Annotated in this window: 17 protein-coding genes; 4 read left to right on the top strand and 13 right to left on the bottom strand. The window is 35.9% G+C overall.

Annotation, left to right across the window (positions count from 1 at the left end; translation table 11 throughout):
• Positions 1-15 precede the first annotated feature (15 nt).
• From ACK4R1_RS13545 to menD, 10 genes are all read right to left on the bottom strand, one after another.
• A complete protein-coding gene (locus ACK4R1_RS13545) occupies positions 16-546 on the bottom strand; it encodes a hypothetical protein (protein ID WP_409688095.1) in 531 nt (176 codons plus the stop codon).
• A gap of 136 nt (positions 547-682) precedes the next feature.
• Complete coding sequence (sucD, locus tag ACK4R1_RS13540) at positions 683-1555, bottom strand: succinate--CoA ligase subunit alpha (protein ID WP_409688092.1); 873 nt, start codon at positions 1553-1555, stop codon at positions 683-685.
• 131 nt (positions 1556-1686) lie between these two features.
• Positions 1687-2046 carry a nuclear transport factor 2 family protein gene (locus tag ACK4R1_RS13535; RefSeq protein WP_409688089.1) on the bottom strand — a complete coding sequence of 120 codons (360 nt, stop codon included), beginning with the start codon at positions 2044-2046 and terminating at the stop codon, positions 1687-1689.
• A gap of 3 nt (positions 2047-2049) precedes the next feature.
• Positions 2050-2979 (bottom strand): UDP-3-O-(3-hydroxymyristoyl)glucosamine N-acyltransferase, encoded by a 930-nt coding sequence (locus ACK4R1_RS13530; protein ID WP_409688086.1) that lies wholly within the window; start codon positions 2977-2979, stop codon positions 2050-2052.
• 88 nt (positions 2980-3067) lie between these two features.
• Positions 3068-3634 carry an elongation factor P gene (efp, locus tag ACK4R1_RS13525; protein WP_409688083.1) on the bottom strand — a complete coding sequence of 189 codons (567 nt, stop codon included), beginning with the start codon at positions 3632-3634 and terminating at the stop codon, positions 3068-3070.
• Between the two features lie 52 nt (positions 3635-3686).
• Positions 3687-4472 (bottom strand): acyl-ACP--UDP-N-acetylglucosamine O-acyltransferase, encoded by a 786-nt coding sequence (lpxA, locus tag ACK4R1_RS13520; protein ID WP_121313714.1) that lies wholly within the window; start codon positions 4470-4472, stop codon positions 3687-3689.
• 3 nt (positions 4473-4475) lie between these two features.
• Entirely contained in the window at positions 4476-5864 is a 1389-nt protein-coding gene (locus ACK4R1_RS13515; RefSeq protein WP_409688079.1) for a bifunctional UDP-3-O-[3-hydroxymyristoyl] N-acetylglucosamine deacetylase/3-hydroxyacyl-ACP dehydratase, read from the bottom strand.
• 15 nt (positions 5865-5879) lie between these two features.
• Complete coding sequence (gene lpxD, locus ACK4R1_RS13510) at positions 5880-6905, bottom strand: UDP-3-O-(3-hydroxymyristoyl)glucosamine N-acyltransferase (protein ID WP_409688076.1); 1026 nt, start codon at positions 6903-6905, stop codon at positions 5880-5882.
• 121 nt (positions 6906-7026) lie between these two features.
• Positions 7027-8262, bottom strand: a complete 1236-nt coding sequence (locus ACK4R1_RS13505) for an HD domain-containing protein (protein ID WP_409688073.1) — start codon at positions 8260-8262, stop codon at positions 7027-7029.
• A 17-nt stretch (positions 8263-8279) separates the two neighbouring features.
• Complete coding sequence (gene menD / locus ACK4R1_RS13500; protein ID WP_409688071.1) at positions 8280-9941, bottom strand: 2-succinyl-5-enolpyruvyl-6-hydroxy-3-cyclohexene-1-carboxylic-acid synthase; 1662 nt, start codon at positions 9939-9941, stop codon at positions 8280-8282.
• A 94-nt stretch (positions 9942-10035) separates the two neighbouring features.
• On the opposite strand from menD, the gene ACK4R1_RS13495 reads away from it, so the two are divergent.
• Together ACK4R1_RS13495 and ACK4R1_RS13490 are read left to right on the top strand one after the other, a co-directional pair.
• A complete protein-coding gene (locus ACK4R1_RS13495) occupies positions 10036-10533 on the top strand; it encodes an N-acetyltransferase family protein (protein ID WP_409688068.1) in 498 nt (165 codons plus the stop codon).
• A gap of 17 nt (positions 10534-10550) precedes the next feature.
• Positions 10551-10943: a RidA family protein gene (locus ACK4R1_RS13490; protein WP_409688065.1), complete on the top strand. Its 393-nt coding sequence runs from the start codon at positions 10551-10553 to the stop codon at positions 10941-10943.
• A 40-nt stretch (positions 10944-10983) separates the two neighbouring features.
• Here ACK4R1_RS13490 and ACK4R1_RS13485 read toward each other — a convergent pair whose 3' ends face one another.
• Both ACK4R1_RS13485 and ACK4R1_RS13480 read right to left on the bottom strand, forming a co-directional pair.
• Complete coding sequence (locus ACK4R1_RS13485) at positions 10984-11358, bottom strand: hypothetical protein (protein WP_409688062.1); 375 nt, start codon at positions 11356-11358, stop codon at positions 10984-10986.
• A 188-nt stretch (positions 11359-11546) separates the two neighbouring features.
• A complete protein-coding gene (locus ACK4R1_RS13480; protein WP_409688059.1) occupies positions 11547-12140 on the bottom strand; it encodes a glutathione peroxidase in 594 nt (197 codons plus the stop codon).
• Positions 12141-12445: 305 nt separating this feature from the next.
• Here ACK4R1_RS13480 and ACK4R1_RS13475 point away from each other — a divergent pair, with 305 nt between their 5' ends.
• Together ACK4R1_RS13475 and ACK4R1_RS13470 are read left to right on the top strand one after the other, a co-directional pair.
• Positions 12446-12976 carry an RNA polymerase sigma factor gene (locus tag ACK4R1_RS13475; protein ID WP_409665877.1) on the top strand — a complete coding sequence of 177 codons (531 nt, stop codon included), beginning with the start codon at positions 12446-12448 and terminating at the stop codon, positions 12974-12976.
• Positions 12976-13758, top strand: coding sequence for an anti-sigma factor domain-containing protein (locus ACK4R1_RS13470; protein ID WP_409688056.1), 783 nt, complete (start codon positions 12976-12978; stop codon positions 13756-13758). Before ACK4R1_RS13475 ends, ACK4R1_RS13470 begins: the two co-directional genes overlap by 1 nt.
• A 168-nt stretch (positions 13759-13926) precedes the next feature.
• Here ACK4R1_RS13470 and ccsA read toward each other — a convergent pair whose 3' ends face one another.
• Positions 13927-17064, bottom strand: coding sequence for a cytochrome c biogenesis protein CcsA (gene ccsA, locus ACK4R1_RS13465; protein ID WP_409688053.1), 3138 nt, complete (start codon positions 17062-17064; stop codon positions 13927-13929).
• Positions 17065-17157 lie beyond the last annotated feature (93 nt).

Below are 17157 nucleotides of genomic sequence, written 5' to 3'. Positions count from 1 at the left end.
TTGCTATTCCAACTCTTATTTATCTACGCTATTACTTTCTATTAACTTGTACAGTAACTCTTCTTCCTGTTGCAATAATTGCAGTTGTAACTGAAGTTTCAGCAATTCTAGCGGACCGTTTTTATCAAGGCTCTTTTGGACTTTTTCTTTTAAGATTGATATAGCTCCGGGATGCAGTGCATCTTCATTAGCCTGTCCTTTTAAATATTCAATTAGTTGGAGTAGTTTTAATGCCGATTGACTAGCTTCTTCCATTTTGGGTAGCTTTCTAATGATACCCAACTGATAATATTTACAGTCTTCTAAGGCTTTCGCGAGAAATTTTTCTTTTTCTTCTTCTAGCTTTGGAAAATCCTCTGCTTCAGGTGATTTGGCATTAGCCATGTAGAGCGATATTGCTGTTAATCTTTTTGAAGCGATCCTTGGTAATTCTCTTGATTCCAACTCGTATAGTGCCAATTGTAAACGTTTAGTCTTTAATAGTATTGCCATTTCTTCTTGGGTCAGATTTAATTCATTTCTGAGGTATGCTCTTATTTTTTCCATTTGTAACAAGTTTATGTGTAACAACCCTAATTGTTACATGTTTTTTTGTTACATATAGAAAACAAATAAGGTGCCAATGTAAAAAAGCCCCGATTTCTCGAGGCTTTCTATTATTTATAGCAATTGAAGGAACCAATTATCCCATTACTTCTTTTACTTTTTTACCAATCTCAGCAGGAGAATCTACAACGTGGATACCGCATTCTCTCATGATTCGTTTTTTGGCTTCAGCCGTATCATCAGAACCTCCAACAATAGCTCCGGCGTGACCCATAGTTCTTCCTTTTGGTGCCGTTTCACCGGCGATAAATCCAACAACAGGCTTGCGGTTTCCATCAGCTTTAATCCAGTAAGCCGCATCAGCTTCTAATTGGCCTCCGATTTCACCAATCATGATGATACATTCGGTTTCCGGATCGTTCATTAATAATTCTACAGCTTCTTTTGTGGTTGTTCCAATGATTGGATCTCCACCAATACCGATTGCGGTTGTAATACCTAAACCTTGTTTTACCACTTGGTCAGCGGCTTCATAAGTTAAAGTACCTGATTTAGAAACAATCCCTACTTTTCCTTTTTTGAAAACAAAGCCCGGCATGATACCAACTTTAGCTTCTTCCGGTGTAATTACACCCGGACAGTTTGGTCCTATTAATCGGCAGTTTTTACCTTTGATAAAATCATACGCTTTAATCATATCGGCTACCGGAATACCTTCTGTAATGGCAATGATTACTTTGATACCCGCATCAGCAGCTTCCATAATAGCATCGGCAGCAAATGCCGGCGGAACAAAAATGATAGAGGTATCAGCGCCAGCTTGTTCTACAGCATCTTTAACGGTATTAAAAACAGGGCGGTCTAAATGGCTTGTACCACCTTTACCAGGGGTTACTCCACCTACCACATTGGTGCCGTATTCAATCATTTGCGAAGCGTGAAATGTTCCTTCACTTCCGGTAAATCCTTGTACTATTATTTTTGAATTTTTATTAACTAAAACGCTCATGTGTGTGTTTGTTTATTTGTGTTTATTTTTTAATTTCATTCCGTTCGGCCTACCGGCCTCGGGTGTGATGCAAAAGTAGAAAATAGTAATTAGTAATCAGTAATTAGTGATTAGTTTTTTTTGCAAAATTACTATAGTTGACTCATTTGGTAACCACGGAAAAGTTTATCGTTTTTAACTTCCCAAACGACCATAAAATGGGCCAACATCATTTCTTCTCTTGGGTTTTCAATGGTTTTTACGTAATGTGAATACCGAACAGAAACGGTGTTGCCATCAGCTACTATATGAGAGATTCTGCATTTAGATCGAATATAAGCTTTACTCAACTCGGTACTCAATTCAACGATTTGATCTTTATGAAGCTTCAAAAAACCTTTAGAACTGTGCCATTCTAAAACCACTTCAGGATGCAATAAAGCATTTACTTTATCCGCGTCTAACAGTACATCTGATTTGTAAAATTCTTGAACGATAGCTTTAGCGCCCATAATTTATTTGAGTTTATTTAAAATTTCAGGTATTTTCTTGATGTAAGCAAACTGTTTCATCTTTTCCCGCGCTTCATCAATTGGCGTTCCGGAATAGGTTTTGCCGCCTTCTATGGATTTACTCACTCCGGTTTGTCCCAAAACTACTGCTTTGGCACCAATTGTTATACCGCTGGTTGTACCAACTTGTCCCCAAAGGGTTACTTCATCTTCAATAATTACGCAACCGGCAATTCCGGTTTGGGCAGCAATCAGACATTTTTTACCAATAACAGTATCGTGTCCAACGTGGACTTGGTTATCAATTTTAGTTCCGGCACCGATAGTCGTATCGCCTGTAACTCCTTTATCGATAGTGCACAACGCTCCTATCCCAACGTTATCTTCAATAATAACTCTTCCACCCGAAAGCAATTGGTCAAAACCTTCCGGACGTTTTTTGTAATAAAAAGCATCAGCCCCTAGAATCGTCCCCGAATGAATTATCACATTGTCACCAATAACCGTGTTGTCATACACAATTACATTCGCATGCAACAAACAGTTTTTACCGATAGTTACGTGATGACCAATAAAACAATTGGGTTGAATTATTGTTCCTTCTCCGATTACAGCAGAATCCGATACACTCGCATTAGCCGCTATAAAAGGTCTGAAATGCTTGGTTAACTTATTGAAATCTCTAAAAGGATCATCAGAAATCAACAACGCTTTACCTTCAGGGCAATCGACTTCTTTGTTGATTAAAACAATAGTCGCTGCCGATTGCAATGCTTTGTCGTAATATTTGGGATGATCTACAAAAACAATATCACCCGGTTCAACCACGTGAATTTCGTTCATGCCATGAACTGCAAAATCATCAGCGCCAACGTATTGACTGTCGATGATGGTTGCGATTTCTTTTAAGGTATGTATTCTTGGGAATTTCATTTTTTGAATTTGAAAATTTGAAAATTTGAGAATTTGAAAATGAAGTAAATAATCTTCAAATTTTCAAATCGCTTCATCTTCAAATTAATTACTCCTTCACACGTTCCATATAAGAACCCGTAGCGGTATCAATCTTGATTTTATCTCCTTCATTGATAAATAAAGGAACGTTTACAGAAGCTCCGGTTTCAACTTTTGCAGGTTTAGTAGCGTTGGTAGCAGTATTTCCTTTTACGCCAGGTTCGGCATAAGTTACTTCTAAAACGATTGAAGCCGGCATATCAACAGACAATGGCAAATCGGTTTCTGTATTAATTTGCACCATTACGTTTGTTCCTTCTTTTAATAAATCCGGAGCATCCAAAATATTTTTATCCAAAGTAATTTGCTCATAAGTCTCCGTATTCATAAAATGAAACTGATTGCCTTCAGCATATAAATATTGGAAATTTTGAGTTTCCACTCTAACCGTATCAATTTTATGTCCGGCCGAAAAAGTATTGTCTAATACTTTACCGTTGGTTAACGATTTTAACTTGGTTCTTACGAAAGCCGGTCCTTTACCCGGTTTAACGTGAAGGAATTCGATGATTTTATAAATATCGTGGTTGTATTTGATACACAATCCGTTTCTAATATCTGATGTAGATGCCATTTTTGTCTATTTTATTTAATTTTCTATTCTCTTTATTCTTTGTTCTTTCTTCTTAATAAGAACCTGAGTAACCTTTCATAATTCCTCTTGAGGAGTTTCGGATGAAATCTAAAATCTCGTCGCGTTCAGGTGTAGCTTCCATTTCACCTTCAATGATGGCCATTGCTTGTGAAGTGTTATAGTTTTTTTGGTACAATATTCTGTAAATATCTTGAATCTCTCTAATCTTGTCAGAGGTAAATCCTCTTCTTCTCAATCCAACTGAATTGATTCCGACATAAGAAAGTGGCTCTTTTGCAGCTTTGGTATAAGGCGGAACATCTTTACGCACCAACGAACCACCCGAAATCATAGCGTGATCGCCAATGTGGATAAACTGATGAATTGCTGCTAAACCACCGATGATGGCATAATTTCCAACAATTACGTGTCCGGCCAAAGCTACTCCATTTACAATAATGGCATTATCGCCAATATGACAATCATGTGCAATATGGGCAGTTGCCATAACCAAACAATTTTTTCCGATTACAGTTTGACCTGAGGCAATGGTACCACGGTTAATGGTCACACATTCTCTGATGGTTGAATTATCGCCGATTATTGCTAGTGAATCTTCTCCACCAAATTTTAAATCTTGCGGTACAGCAGCAATAACGGCTCCGGGAAAAATATTGCAATTCTTTCCGATTCGAGCGCCTTCCATGATGGTAACATTGGAACCAATCCAAGTTCCTTCACCAATGATGACGTTATTGTGAATAGTTGTAAATGGTTCTATAACGACATTCTTAGCGATTTTCGCACCAGGATGTACATAGGCTAATGGTTGGTTCATATATTATTGTTTTTTGGCTATTTGTGCCATTAATTCAGCTTCGGCTACTAACTTTCCGTTAGCATAGGCTTTGGCTTGCATATGACAAATTCCTCTTCTTATTGGAGTAATTAATTCGCATTTAAAAATTAAAGTATCACCCGGAAGTACTTTGTGTTTGAACTTCACATTGTCTATTTTCATAAAGAATGTTAGGTAATTTTCCGGATCCGGAACTGTACTTAATACTAAAATTCCTCCGGTTTGTGCCATCGCCTCAACAATGATAACACCAGGCATAACTGGTGCTTCTGGGAAATGGCCTACGAAGAAACCTTCATTCATTGTTACATTTTTCATTCCAACTACGTGTTGGTCTGACATTTCAATGATTCGGTCAATGAACAAAAATGGCGGACGGTGTGGCAAGATATTCATAATTTTATGAATATCCATTAACGGTTCCAAATTCAAATCGTAAACCGGAACTTGGTTGCGTTGTTCTATTTTAATGATTTTAGAAAGCTTCTTGGCAAACTGAGTATTTACAAAATGACCCGGTTTGTTGGCAATTACCTTACCTTTAATTCTGGTTCCGATTAAAGCCAAATCACCAATCACATCTAGTAATTTGTGACGTGCTGCTTCATTTGGATAATGCAAAGTTAAGTTATCGAGTATACCATTTGGCTTGACCGAAATTTTATCTTTTCCGAAAGCTACTTTCAGGTTGTTCATGGTTTTCTCTGAAATTTCTTTGTCAACGTAAACAATAGCGTTGTTTAAATCACCTCCTTTGATTAAACCATTGTCTAGTAAAGTCTCCAATTCGTGAAGAAAACTGAAAGTTCTGGCATCAGAGATTTCGGTTTTGAAATCGGAGATATTCTTTAATGTAGCATTTTGTGTACCTAACACTTTGGTGCCAAAATCAACCATCGCAGTTACTTGGTAATCATCTGAAGGCATTACTAAAATCTCGCTTCCGGTGGTTTCATCGGTAAAAGAGATAACTTCTTTTACTACATAATAACATCTTTCAGCATCTTGTTCTACTATACCGGCTTTTTCAATTGCTTCTACAAAAAACTTCGATGAACCATCCATAATTGGCGGTTCAGATTCGTTTAATTCGATGATAACATTATCAACATCACAGCCTACAAAAGCCGCAAGTACGTGTTCTGATGTTTGAATTTTAACGCCTAGTTTTTCTAGGTTGGTACCTCTTTGGGTGTTTACCACATAATTGGCATCCGCTTCAATAATCGGGCTTCCTTCTAAATCAACTCTGACAAAGGTATAGCCATTGTTAATCGGTGCGGGTTTAAAAGTCATCTTTACTTCTTTTCCTGTATGTAGACCAACTCCTGTCAAGGAAACTTCGTTTTGGATGGTTTTCTGTTTAACCATTGGTATGCTTATTTATTAGTTTGTATTATTATTTTTCTTTAAATCTTCAAGATCGGCTACTATTTTAGGTAGATTTCTAAAATGAACATACGATTTGCTATAGTCGCCATAATTAAATGCCGGAGAACCTTGAATGGTTTCACCGTCGGTTATATTTTTTCCTATGCCTGATTGGGCTTGAACGCGGACATTATTGCCAATAACCAAATGACCGGCAATCCCAACTTGTCCGCCAATCATACAATTACTACCAATTTTGGTTGAACCTGCAACACCGGTTTGGGCGGCAATTACGGTGTTTTCCCCTATTTCAACATTATGAGCGATTTGGATATGATTGTCTAATTTTACGCCTTTTCGAATAACTGTTGAACCTAATGTTGCTCTATCAATAGTAGTATTTGCACCTATGTCAACATAATCTTCTAAAATCACATTGCCTATTTGAGGAATCTTACTATAAGTTCCATCTTCGGTTGGTGCAAAACCGAAACCGTCTGAACCTATAATAGCTCCGGAATGAATAGCACAATTAGATCCAATAACCGATTCTGAATAGACTTTCACACCGGCAAAAAGAATAGTGTTATCACCAATGGTTACATTATCGCCTACAAAGGTATTTGGGTAAATTTTTACATTGTCACCAATAATGACATTTTTACCAATGTAACTAAAACTTCCTAAGTATAAATTCTCTCCGTAAGTAACATTCTCTGAAATCACCGTTGGTTGTTCAATACCTGATTTCATTAGCTTTACTTGGTTATAATATTCAAGCAGCTTGGAAAAGGATTGATAGGCGTCTTCGACTTTTATTAAAGTGGTTTTGATTTCGTTCTCAGGCTCAAAAGTATTGTTGACAATAGTAATCGTAGCTTGGGTTGAGTAGATGTAATTGAGGTATTTCGGATTGGATAAGAATGTTAACGAACCTTCAGTACCTTCTTCGATTTTTGACAACTTGAAAACTTCGGCATCCGGATTACCCACGACTACACCCTCAAGAATACCTGCTATTTGAGCTGCTGTAAATTTCATCTTAGCTATTTTTATTTTTTATAGGTATAAGATGGAACTTACCTGGGGTAATTTGTATTGAATGGATCAAAATGTTGGTAGTTCGTTTCATCGATACAAAAGTATAAAAAAAAAATCAATGTTAAATATTGTCCAAAAGTTTAGGATAACAGATGAAATACTTGGTCACCGGTTTAGACAAGGCTTTTAAATTCAATTGGTCTGAAGCTTCCACAACATCCTCAATTGTTCGGTCTTTCTTCAAAATGCGAATCGGTTCTGCTTCTTTACTATAAGCCTGATTTTTAATTTTGCCTTTGAAGATGAAATATTTGGCTTCTTGAATGGTGATATTATTTTCTTTCGCAAATCGGCTAGACATTTCTTGCAACACTTCTACAGGAAATTTTTCGCTGTTGAGTTTGATTTTAGATAAGTCGCGATTGATTATCATTTTGCTCAAACTACTTAGTATAAAATCTTCATGTAATTGCCAAACTTTAAGAGCGCTAATAATATCAAAATCATCGAGTTGTGAGAAAGTATCTAAATCATGAGTTGAAAAATTTTCGAGGGTAACTTTGTGCTCCATAAAGTACTTTAACGGACGGCTACATTCTATTTCAACGCCTTTGTGAAGTAGTTCTTTGGCTCTTTGCAAGGTTTTGGTCAATGTCAATTCGGCCACCAAGCTCGTCTTGTGCAAATAGGCTTGCCAATACATTAGTCGGCGTGCCATTAAGAATTTTTCTATCGAATAAATCCCTTTTTCTTCCATGACCAAAACATCATCGACTACGTTCATCATTTGGATTAAACGGTCGGAATTGATGTTTCCTTCAGCAACGCCTGAGTAAAAACTGTCGCGTTTTAAATAATCCATTCGATCCATATCTAACTGACTTGAAATCAATTGCAGCATGAATTTTCGATGGTATTCGCCTTTGAACACTTGGATAGCTAAACTTAATTGTCCACCAAATTCTTCATTCAATTTATTCATGAACAATAGTGAAATCGCTTCGTGGTTGACTTCTTCTACGATGCTGTGTTCCATCGCATGCGAAAATGGTCCGTGACCAATATCATGTAAAAGAATGGCTATTAGCAGTGCGTTTTCTTCGTCTTTAGAAATTGAAACTTCCTTAAAACGAAGCACTTCTACCGCTTTTTGCATCATGTGCATCGCGCCAAGCGCATGGTGAAAACGGGTATGATGTGCACCGGGATAAACCAAATAAGACAAACCCATTTGGGAAATGCGACGCAACCGTTGAAAATAAGGGTGTTGGATTAAATCATACACCAACGAATTGGGAATGGTAATAAACCCGTAAATCGGATCGTTGAATATTTTTAGTTTATTGGTTTGGCTCATTTAGTAAAGATATAAATTTAGACCAAAGCTTTAAAATAGCCCGATAACACTTTATTGTTCTCGCGTGTTGGTGTAAAAACTTCTAATATTGCTGGTTTGTCGTTGTTTTGAAATAATTGTTTCAAACCACTTGATAAAGTAGTTTTATCGCTTGCCGTCAAATAATTGAATTGGTACATTTTAGCCAAATGTTCTGCGGTCAAACAATGAGAAGTTTCAAAATAAGTATTAAATGTTTCATTTTCCTGATGACCGGGCAGAATTCTGAAAATACCACCGCCGCCGTTATTCATCAAAATAATTTTAAAATTCTTCGGAATATAATTGTTCCAAAGCGCGTTGCTGTCGTATAAAAAGCTAACATCTCCGGTGATTAAAACGGTTGGCTTTCCACTACCAACTGCCGCTCCGATCGCGGTTGATGTACTGCCGTCTATACCGCTTGTTCCTCGATTACAAAATACTTGTATTGAACTGTCAATATCAAATAACTGTGCGTAACGAATGGCAGCGCTGTTGCTAATTTGCAACTGAATATTTTTTGGTAAAGTTGATAAAATATCTTCAAACGCTTTTAAATCAGAGAATTTAGCTTTCGAAAGATAGTCGCAGTGTTTGTTTTTTCGGTCTTGGTGGATGGTTTCAAAAGTAGTTTTATAATCGCTTTTGACTTCTTTTAAATGCGGCATAAACTGCAAAAAAAACTGATTCGGACTTGCATGAAAATGCTTGGTCAAAATGCCAAAAGTATCATAAGCCCTGAGCTCATCAATGTGCCAATGGTGTCTTGGTTTGTATTTTCTCAAGAAAGCTTTGACTCTTTTGGAAACAATCATTCCGCCAAAAGTGATGAGAATTCTTGGTTGTAATTCAGTGAATTCTTTATCCGTAAAAGGTGTTATCAATGTGTCTATATTATTGATAAAACTAGGATGATGCAGATTTGACGTAGTTTCAGTCATTACTACAACCGATGGAAATGACGCTAATTGATCTATCCATTTCTGTTCTACTGAATTCGGAGCACACTCGCCTACTAAAACCAATATCTTCTGGCTGTGATTCCACAAAGTCGAAAAAGCGATAATATCTTCCACTCTAACTGAACGATGCGCTTTGAATAAATGCGTTACATTCACATCAACTGTCAGCTTATTAGTCGTTTGGTATAATGGTTCTTCAAACGGAACGTTTATATGCACCGGGCCTTTGTGCGCAATGGCTACGTTAATGGCTTCATTGATAAACACATCGTTTTCTTCTGAAGCTTCTTCACGTAAATTGGCGTTATAAAGCGAATGATTTAAGAAAACATTTTCCTGACGAATGGTTTGTCCATCGCCTATGTCAATTTTATCAAAAGGTCTATCGGCCGAAATTACTATAAAAGGAATCTGACTGTAAAAAGCTTCTGCCAATGCAGGATAATAATTTAGCAATGCCGAACCCGATGTACAAACTACGGCCACGGGCTTGTGTGTTTGTTGGGCAATTCCCAAGGCAAAAAATGCCGCACAACGTTCGTCCGCAATACTATAGCAACGAAAATTCGGATTATTGGTAAACCCAATAGTCAATGGTGCATTTCTGGAACCGGGTGAAATAATAATATCGTGAACTCCTTTGGCATTACAAATCTCAATAATGCTTTGTGCCAACGGTATTTTAGGATAAATCATTGTTGTTTTTTATGGACTACAAAGGTACAAAGTTGTGTAGGTTTTTCAATACTATTGAATAGTTTTATTACTTTTGAGTTCACTTTTTTATTCCATGGAAATTAGCATCAAACCTTACAGAAAAGAAGACACACAAGCTATTGTTGAGATTCTGAATTACAACATTTTAAACTCAACGGCTTTATATGATTATAATCCTAGAACTTTAAAACAACAAATCGCCATTTTTGAAGAAAAACGAGCAAAAGGTTTTCCGGTGATTGTTGCAGTTGTTGATGAAAAAGTAGTTGGTTTTGGGTATTATAGCGAGTTTCGTTTTCGTGATGCGTATCGATTTACTGTTGAGCATTCGGTTTATGTAGCCAATGATTTTCACGGAAAAGGCATTGGAAAAGTGATTATGACCCATCTTATTGATTTGGCTAAAAAACAAAAGTTACATACGATGATAGCTGTGATTGACTCAGAAAACCAGAGCAGTGTAACCTTTCATGAGCAATTTGGTTTCGAAACGGTAGCCGTGATTAGAGAAACCGGATTCAAATTTGACCGTTGGCTGCATTCTCAGATTATGCAGTTGATGTTGGAATAACCTTTAAAATATTTTTTATGAAAAAAAAACTAATCAGTTCAGGTTCGACTTTTGAAGCAGAAATTGGTTATTCCCGTGCTGTTGTTCAAGGCGATTGGGTTTTTGTTTCCGGAACTACAGGATTTGATTATGATAAGATGACGATTTCGGAGCACATTGAAGAACAAACAGAGCAATGTTTTAAAAATATAATTGCTGCTTTAGCTAACGCCGATGCTGAAATAACTGATGTAGTTCGCGTGCTTTATATTGTTCCTCAAGCAGATGAGTTTAAAAAGTGTTGGCCAATTCTCAGAAAATATTTTGGCGAAAGCCGACCTGCTGCAACCATGATTTCTGCGGGATTAGCCGATGATCGAATGAAAATCGAAATTGAGGTAACTGCCTTAAAACAAAATAAAAAAAACTGATGTGGGTTACATCAGTTTTTAAAAAAGTCAGGGGTATTTGTTAGGCCAATTCAATGCCGTTTTCTTCTAAAATAGAGAGTAAATAATTACTCTGATTGGCATTGTATTTCTCTACACCGCTTTGGTACCATTTCTGAATGACATCAATTTGAAAAGCCGTATAACCATCAGAATCGATATCCATTCCCAACATTCCGGCTAAAAGGAAATCTTCTAAAACTTTGTTGGTGACTATCAATTGTGGAATACCGTAAGCGACTTTTCCGTTCATTCTTTCATAATCTAATCGTCCTTGTTTGAAACCAAGATTATAGGCTTCATTTTTGTTTTCAGAAGTTTTCAGGTAAGGATTTAGTCCGTTTGAATAACCTTCTAAATAATCCTCTCTGTATACAGGGTTAAAAATATTCTTCATATAATGATCATTGTGGTAGTTGATTTCGTAATTCAAAGCTATGAACAATTCACACAACAAGTATTCAAAAATCGTTGAACGGATAAAAAACTCTTTAAATCACGAGCGTAGTGACGTTTGTCGATATTTTTAAAGCAAAAAACCTGACGAATGACTTCATCAGGTTTTACTTTTTGTAAACTATTATTTTACTTTTCGTTAATCCAACCTACGATTTCTGCATCAGTTGGCAGTACTCTTGGCGATAATACTTTGACCAATTCGCCTTTTTCATTGATTAAGTATTTTTGAAAATTCCATTCAACTTCGCTGTCTTGTAATCCGTTTTTACTTTTTTGGGTTAAGAACTGATACAATTCGCATTTGTCATTTCCTTTGACCGAAACTTTACTCATCATAGGAAAAGTAACACCATAGTTCATTTCGCAAAACTTAGCGATTTCTTGATTAGATCCCGGTTCTTGAGAACCAAAATTATTAGCCGGAAATCCAACGATTACAAAATTTTTATCTTTATATTTCTTATATATTGCTTCTAAATCTTTGTATTGCGGTGTTAAACCACATTCAGAAGCGGTGTTGACAATTAATATCTTTTTACCTTTTAAAGAGGCGAAATCAAATTCTTGGCCATATAAATCGGTTACCTTAAATTGGTACACTGTTTCTGTGTTCATTGTTTTACTTTTTTCAGAGGTATTTAAAACTGGTTTTGTTTGTGCATTGTTTTGGCAACTCCATAGTAGCAATAGGCCGCAACTCAGTAGAAGTATTTTTTTCATCTTTATTTTTTGATAAAATTAGTCATTATTCAATACGATTGGTGTTATACAACTGCTAAAGTTTATGTTAAATAAAAAAAGCCCAATGATTCTGCAAACATTGGGCTTCCAACAAACATGACAGAAATATATTTCTATCACAAAACAAAAAACCAAAACAAAAATCATAGCAGATTTTCCCTGAATACATTTACGAAAATGCAGTTGATTAGGTTCTCTACAAAGATTGATTTGTTAGATATTATTTTAATTATTTGTTAATGTGAAATAAGTTTCGTTATTTTTACGATTATAAAATATTAGGTATGACACAAGAAGAATTATTACCGTTGCTTCTGAGGAAGGAAGAAAAAGCTTTTACAATACTATATGACATGTATTCTAAAAGTCTTTTTAGTATTATCACCAATCTAATTAAAGATCGTGAAGAAGCCGAAGATGTGCTTCAGGAAGTATTTGTGAAAATTTGGAAGAACATCGAAACCTACAATCAAAGCAAAGGGAGATTGTACACTTGGATGCTTAACATCACTAGGAATACTTCAATCGACAAGTTGCGTTCTAAAGGTTTTAACAATAGTCAAAAAAACCTATCTTCTGATAATTTCGTACATCTGTTGGATGACAGTAACAAACTAACCAATAGAATCGATACCATCGGAATTTTAGATTTTGTGAAAAAGCTAAAACCAAAATGTATTCAAATTATCGATTTACTGTTTTTTAAAGGATATACCCAACAAGAAGCTTCTGAAGAATTAGAAATCCCATTGGGTACGGTTAAAACCCAAAATCGAATGTGTATGAACGACCTACGTAAATTTTTAAATGTATAATGGAAACTAAAGACTATATAGAATCAGGTATATTAGAACTATATGTGTATGGTTTGCTTACCGAGTCGGAGAACGATGAAGTAAACGCTATGGCGAATAAGAATCCCGAAGTTAAAGCGGAAATTCTCTCGATAGAAAAAGCAATTATTAATCTTTCGAGTAGCTTCTCGCCTTTTATTTCACATAGCCAATTTGAGAAAATTAAAGCACAACTCGAACTGAAACACGGTAGAGTTGTCGACTTCAAATCAAGAAGTAATACGGCAACTTATATTGGTTGGGCCGCTTCTATTGCCTTGTTAATTGGAATTGGTTTTCAATATTCAAAATTGAATGAAAGCAACCAACAGATTGAAACTATCAAAGTAGAGAAAAATAAATTACAAGAAACTGTAGTTGATTTAGAATTGAAAAATAAAGAAACTACAACGGTTTTAAATGTAATTAGAGATACTAAAACCTCTGTAATTCAACTTGGTGGACAGGCCATTGACCCAACGGCATCTGCTAAAGTTTACTGGAACAAAGAACAACAAGTGGTTTATGTTGACGCATCCGGATTACCGGAACCACCGGAAGGCATGGTTTATCAAGTTTGGGCTTTGAAATTAGAACCATTAACACCAACAAGCGTTGGTTTATTAGAAAACTTTACGGCTGACAATTCTATCTTTAAAGTAGAAAATAATGCCGGCGCTGAAGCTTTCGGAATCACCTTAGAACCTGCAGGCGGAAGCAAATCGCCAACATTAGAGAAATTGTATACTTTGGGAAAAGTGTAATTTAATTTATTTAAGGTGACTTAAAAAATTTCACCGCAAATTCACAGATTTTTTATTTGCGAATTTGCGGTGATTCATTTTTAATTATTTACAGGTCAATCACAATATAAAATTTCACGCAAATTCACGAATTATTTTAATCTGCGAATCTGCGGTGATTTTTTCAATTTATTTTCTTAAATACTTTCTGTATTTGAAGTAAGACAAAGTAGCCAAAATAACTACAAAGGCAACAGAATAATAAACAAACGAAGGCGTAACGACTTTATCGCCGCTGGCATAAGAATGCAATCCTGTTAGGTAGAAATTCACCCCGAAATACGTCATCATAATGGAATAGAAAGCAAAAATCGCCAATACATTGTAAACCCATTTATTACGCAATGCCGGAACAAATCGGGCGTGAATTACAAACGCATAAATCATGATACTGATCAAAGCCCAAGTTTCTTTTGGATCCCAACCCCAATATCTTCCCCAACTCTCATTCGCCCATTGACCTCCTAAAAAGTTACCAATGGTTAACATAACTAAACCAATAGTCAAAGCCATTTCGTTAATATAAGTGATTTCTTTGATATTGAGTTCCATTTTGGTTTTGTTCTTTTCATTGATGAACAACATCAATAGTAATGACACAACGCCTAAAACCATCGCTAAAGTAAATGGTCCATAACTGGCTACAATTACAGCAACGTGAATCATCAACCAATAAGAATTTAGTACCGGTTGTAAGTTAGCAATCGCCGGATCCATCCAATTCCAATGGGCAATCATCAAAATCATCGAAGCTACGAACGTTCCCGAAGCTACTGTTAATTTAGATTTTCGGTCAAAGGCCAAAGTAAAGAACATCGTCGCCCAAGCCACATAAATCATACTTTCATAAGCATCACTCCAAGGTGCATGTCCCGAAATATACCAACGCGCAATCAATCCAAGCGTGTGAATTCCGAATAACAATCCGATAAGGATATGGAATCCGTTGACCGCAATTCTTAAAACTTTAGTTTCGAAGAAGATGTTCACAATAACTAAAATCAACATCAAACAACCGGTTAACATGTACAACCAAAATAGGTTTTTAAAAACATCGTATTTGTTATACAATATCTCTGAATCGATTTTATCATCCGATGGTCGAACGGCTTTACCATAAACTTTTTGGTAATCTTCCATACCCACTAAAAAAGTATTGGCACGAGTATAATCTTTACTGTCAGAAGCTTTCATCAAAGCATCTAAATAAACCGGCAAAGCGCCTTTAATGGTGTCTAAAGCATTTCCTGTTGCGTGATTGATTTCCAAAAAAGATAGCCATTTATTGTTTGGGTCATTTGGTACCGGGAAGATTTTTAATATTTTTCCGCTTAAGGCTGAATTTAGCAGATTTACTTTTTTATCAGTTTCGATAAAATCCTTTTCAAACTGATTGGGAATCGTAGCTTTATAAGCAGTTTCTAAATAAGGTGACAATTTATAGTTCCAATTTTCGTCAAAGAAAGCATGGAAGGAAGCATATTTTTCATCCGGTTTGATCCCTATTATTTTGCGAATGCTGTCGTTCCCTTTTTTTATGTAAATCAATGGTGTTTCAAACCAAACGGTCGGAAATTGCGTCATCGAGAGAAATACTTGGTCAGAATTCATATCCTTGTAAGTATCACTCTTACTCACTTTACGCAACAATTCAGAAGAAAAAGTATTGATAGGTTTCATTCTTCCGCCTTCGTCTTGTATTACCAAACGACCAAATTGAGCCGCATGCTTTTCAGAAACTTTATATTTATTGATGATTGAATCAATTTGCTTCTGCGTTGGCATTGCTTTTTTGTGCGTATCAGTGTGCTCTTGAGCTAATCCGTTTAGGGAAAACAACAAAACTAAAGCAGTGATTAACTTAGATTTCTTCTTTTTTACATTTTCTAATTTTCGCTTCAAATCTGCAAAGCGTGTGTTTTTAACAAACAATATCGCCATCATACAGAAAAACAATAAAAAGTAGCCAATATAAGTTACAGTTGTTCCCCAAAAGTCGTGGTTAACTGAAAGCACCGTTCCTTTTTCATCCGGATCAAAATTGGCTTGAAAGAATCTGAATCCTCTATAATCTAAAATGTTATTCATGTAAATATGAGCGTCAAATTTATCGGTAGAATCTATAACTGTAACTTTACTTTCAAAGGAAGAATATCTTTTTTCAGTTCCGGGGTATTTTGCAGCGATGAAATCATTCAATTTTAGGCTAAAGGGCAATACGTATATTTTACTGCCATAAGTCAGCGTAAATTCCAACTTACCTAATTTAAAAGATTTCGGTTCGCCTTGTTTCCCTTTTGAACCAACAAGTGTTACTACTTCTTCTTTTCCGTCAGTTTTGACCACAAGTGTGAGCGCATCTTCACCATTTTTAGCTTTATAATCACCACTGGATTCAAATGACTTCACTCCTTTTTTAGGCAATTCCGGAATTACAAATTGGCTTCCGCCGATATTGTATAACGAACGATACATCAAGGGTTGCACCACATCTTTAGTCACTTGACCTTCCATTTTATCAGCCATTCGCATAAATTGTCCATCAAAAGGTGATGTAATGGTATTGGCTTTAGAATCAATATTAATCGCGCCTTTGGTAGGTTTGTCTAAGGCAAATAAAACATTGTGTATGTTTTGTACTTCGCCGCCTTTGAGCATGTGTTCGTGTCTTGTACCATCGCCTGATTCGACTAGTTTGAGATAAGTATCGCCTTTTGGGTCTTCTTTAATACTTTCTTTAGCATCAAAAACAAAGTCTTTGTATTCTATTTCAAACGGAATTTCGGCAAACTTTTCGTTAAGCGAAAAATGATTATTGGTGATTGGAGAAAGCAACAAAGGTTTTTCAAAAGTTCTACGTCTGATTTCACCATCATAAACGCCATCTACAAAAACCGTCAAATAACATTTGTCTGAGTAAACTTGTTTAGAAGTTTCTCCTTCACGAATAGGCATCATGCCTTCATAACTGATGTAACGCGTAATAAAAGCACCGGCAATGATAAAGATGAAAGACAAATGCAACAAAAGTGTTGCCCATTTTTCTTTTTTGTACAATTGATATCGTTTGATGTTTCCGATGAAATTGATCATAAAAAACAACATTATGGCTTCAAACCACCAAGCATTGTAAACTAAAATTCGAGCGGTATCGGTGTTGTATTCGCTTTCAATAAAGGTTCCGACTGCCATTGCCGCAGCAAAACCAAGAAACAAAACAGCCATTAAACGTGTGGAGAATAAAAAAGAGTATAATTTTTTTTCCATGAGTTGGAATTATTTTTAAAAAAGTCGTACAAAAATAGGCTAAATAAATAGATTTACACTTCATTTGATTAGTGTTTTAATACATTTTTAAGA

This window comes from Flavobacterium sp. (assembly GCF_046293665.1).
GTDB lineage: Bacteria > Bacteroidota > Bacteroidia > Flavobacteriales > Flavobacteriaceae > Flavobacterium.
Note: the sequence above shows the minus strand (reverse complement) of the source record. Positions and strands in the feature narration are given on the sequence as shown.

Coding starts and splice junctions, on each gene's coding strand:
- ACK4R1_RS13475 (WP_409665877.1), top strand. CDS start 12,446: ATGACACAAGAAGAATTATTACCGTTGCTTCTGAGGAAGGAAGAAAAA.
- lpxD (WP_409688076.1), bottom strand. CDS start 6,905: ATGAAATTTACAGCAGCTCAAATAGCAGGTATTCTTGAGGGTGTAGTC.
- ACK4R1_RS13490 (WP_409688065.1), top strand. CDS start 10,551: ATGAAAAAAAAACTAATCAGTTCAGGTTCGACTTTTGAAGCAGAAATT.
- ccsA (WP_409688053.1), bottom strand. CDS start 17,064: ATGGAAAAAAAATTATACTCTTTTTTATTCTCCACACGTTTAATGGCT.
- ACK4R1_RS13470 (WP_409688056.1), top strand. CDS start 12,976: ATGGAAACTAAAGACTATATAGAATCAGGTATATTAGAACTATATGTG.
- ACK4R1_RS13495 (WP_409688068.1), top strand. CDS start 10,036: ATGGAAATTAGCATCAAACCTTACAGAAAAGAAGACACACAAGCTATT.
- ACK4R1_RS13505 (WP_409688073.1), bottom strand. CDS start 8,262: ATGAGCCAAACCAATAAACTAAAAATATTCAACGATCCGATTTACGGG.
- lpxA (WP_121313714.1), bottom strand. CDS start 4,472: ATGAACCAACCATTAGCCTATGTACATCCTGGTGCGAAAATCGCTAAG.
- ACK4R1_RS13480 (WP_409688059.1), bottom strand. CDS start 12,140: ATGAAAAAAATACTTCTACTGAGTTGCGGCCTATTGCTACTATGGAGT.
- ACK4R1_RS13530 (WP_409688086.1), bottom strand. CDS start 2,979: ATGAAATTCCCAAGAATACATACCTTAAAAGAAATCGCAACCATCATC.
- sucD (WP_409688092.1), bottom strand. CDS start 1,555: ATGAGCGTTTTAGTTAATAAAAATTCAAAAATAATAGTACAAGGATTT.
- ACK4R1_RS13485 (WP_409688062.1), bottom strand. CDS start 11,358: ATGAAGAATATTTTTAACCCTGTATACAGAGAGGATTATTTAGAAGGT.
- menD (WP_409688071.1), bottom strand. CDS start 9,941: ATGATTTATCCTAAAATACCGTTGGCACAAAGCATTATTGAGATTTGT.
- ACK4R1_RS13515 (WP_409688079.1), bottom strand. CDS start 5,864: ATGGTTAAACAGAAAACCATCCAAAACGAAGTTTCCTTGACAGGAGTT.
- efp (WP_409688083.1), bottom strand. CDS start 3,634: ATGGCATCTACATCAGATATTAGAAACGGATTGTGTATCAAATACAAC.
- ACK4R1_RS13545 (WP_409688095.1), bottom strand. CDS start 546: ATGGAAAAAATAAGAGCATACCTCAGAAATGAATTAAATCTGACCCAA.
- ACK4R1_RS13535 (WP_409688089.1), bottom strand. CDS start 2,046: ATGGGCGCTAAAGCTATCGTTCAAGAATTTTACAAATCAGATGTACTG.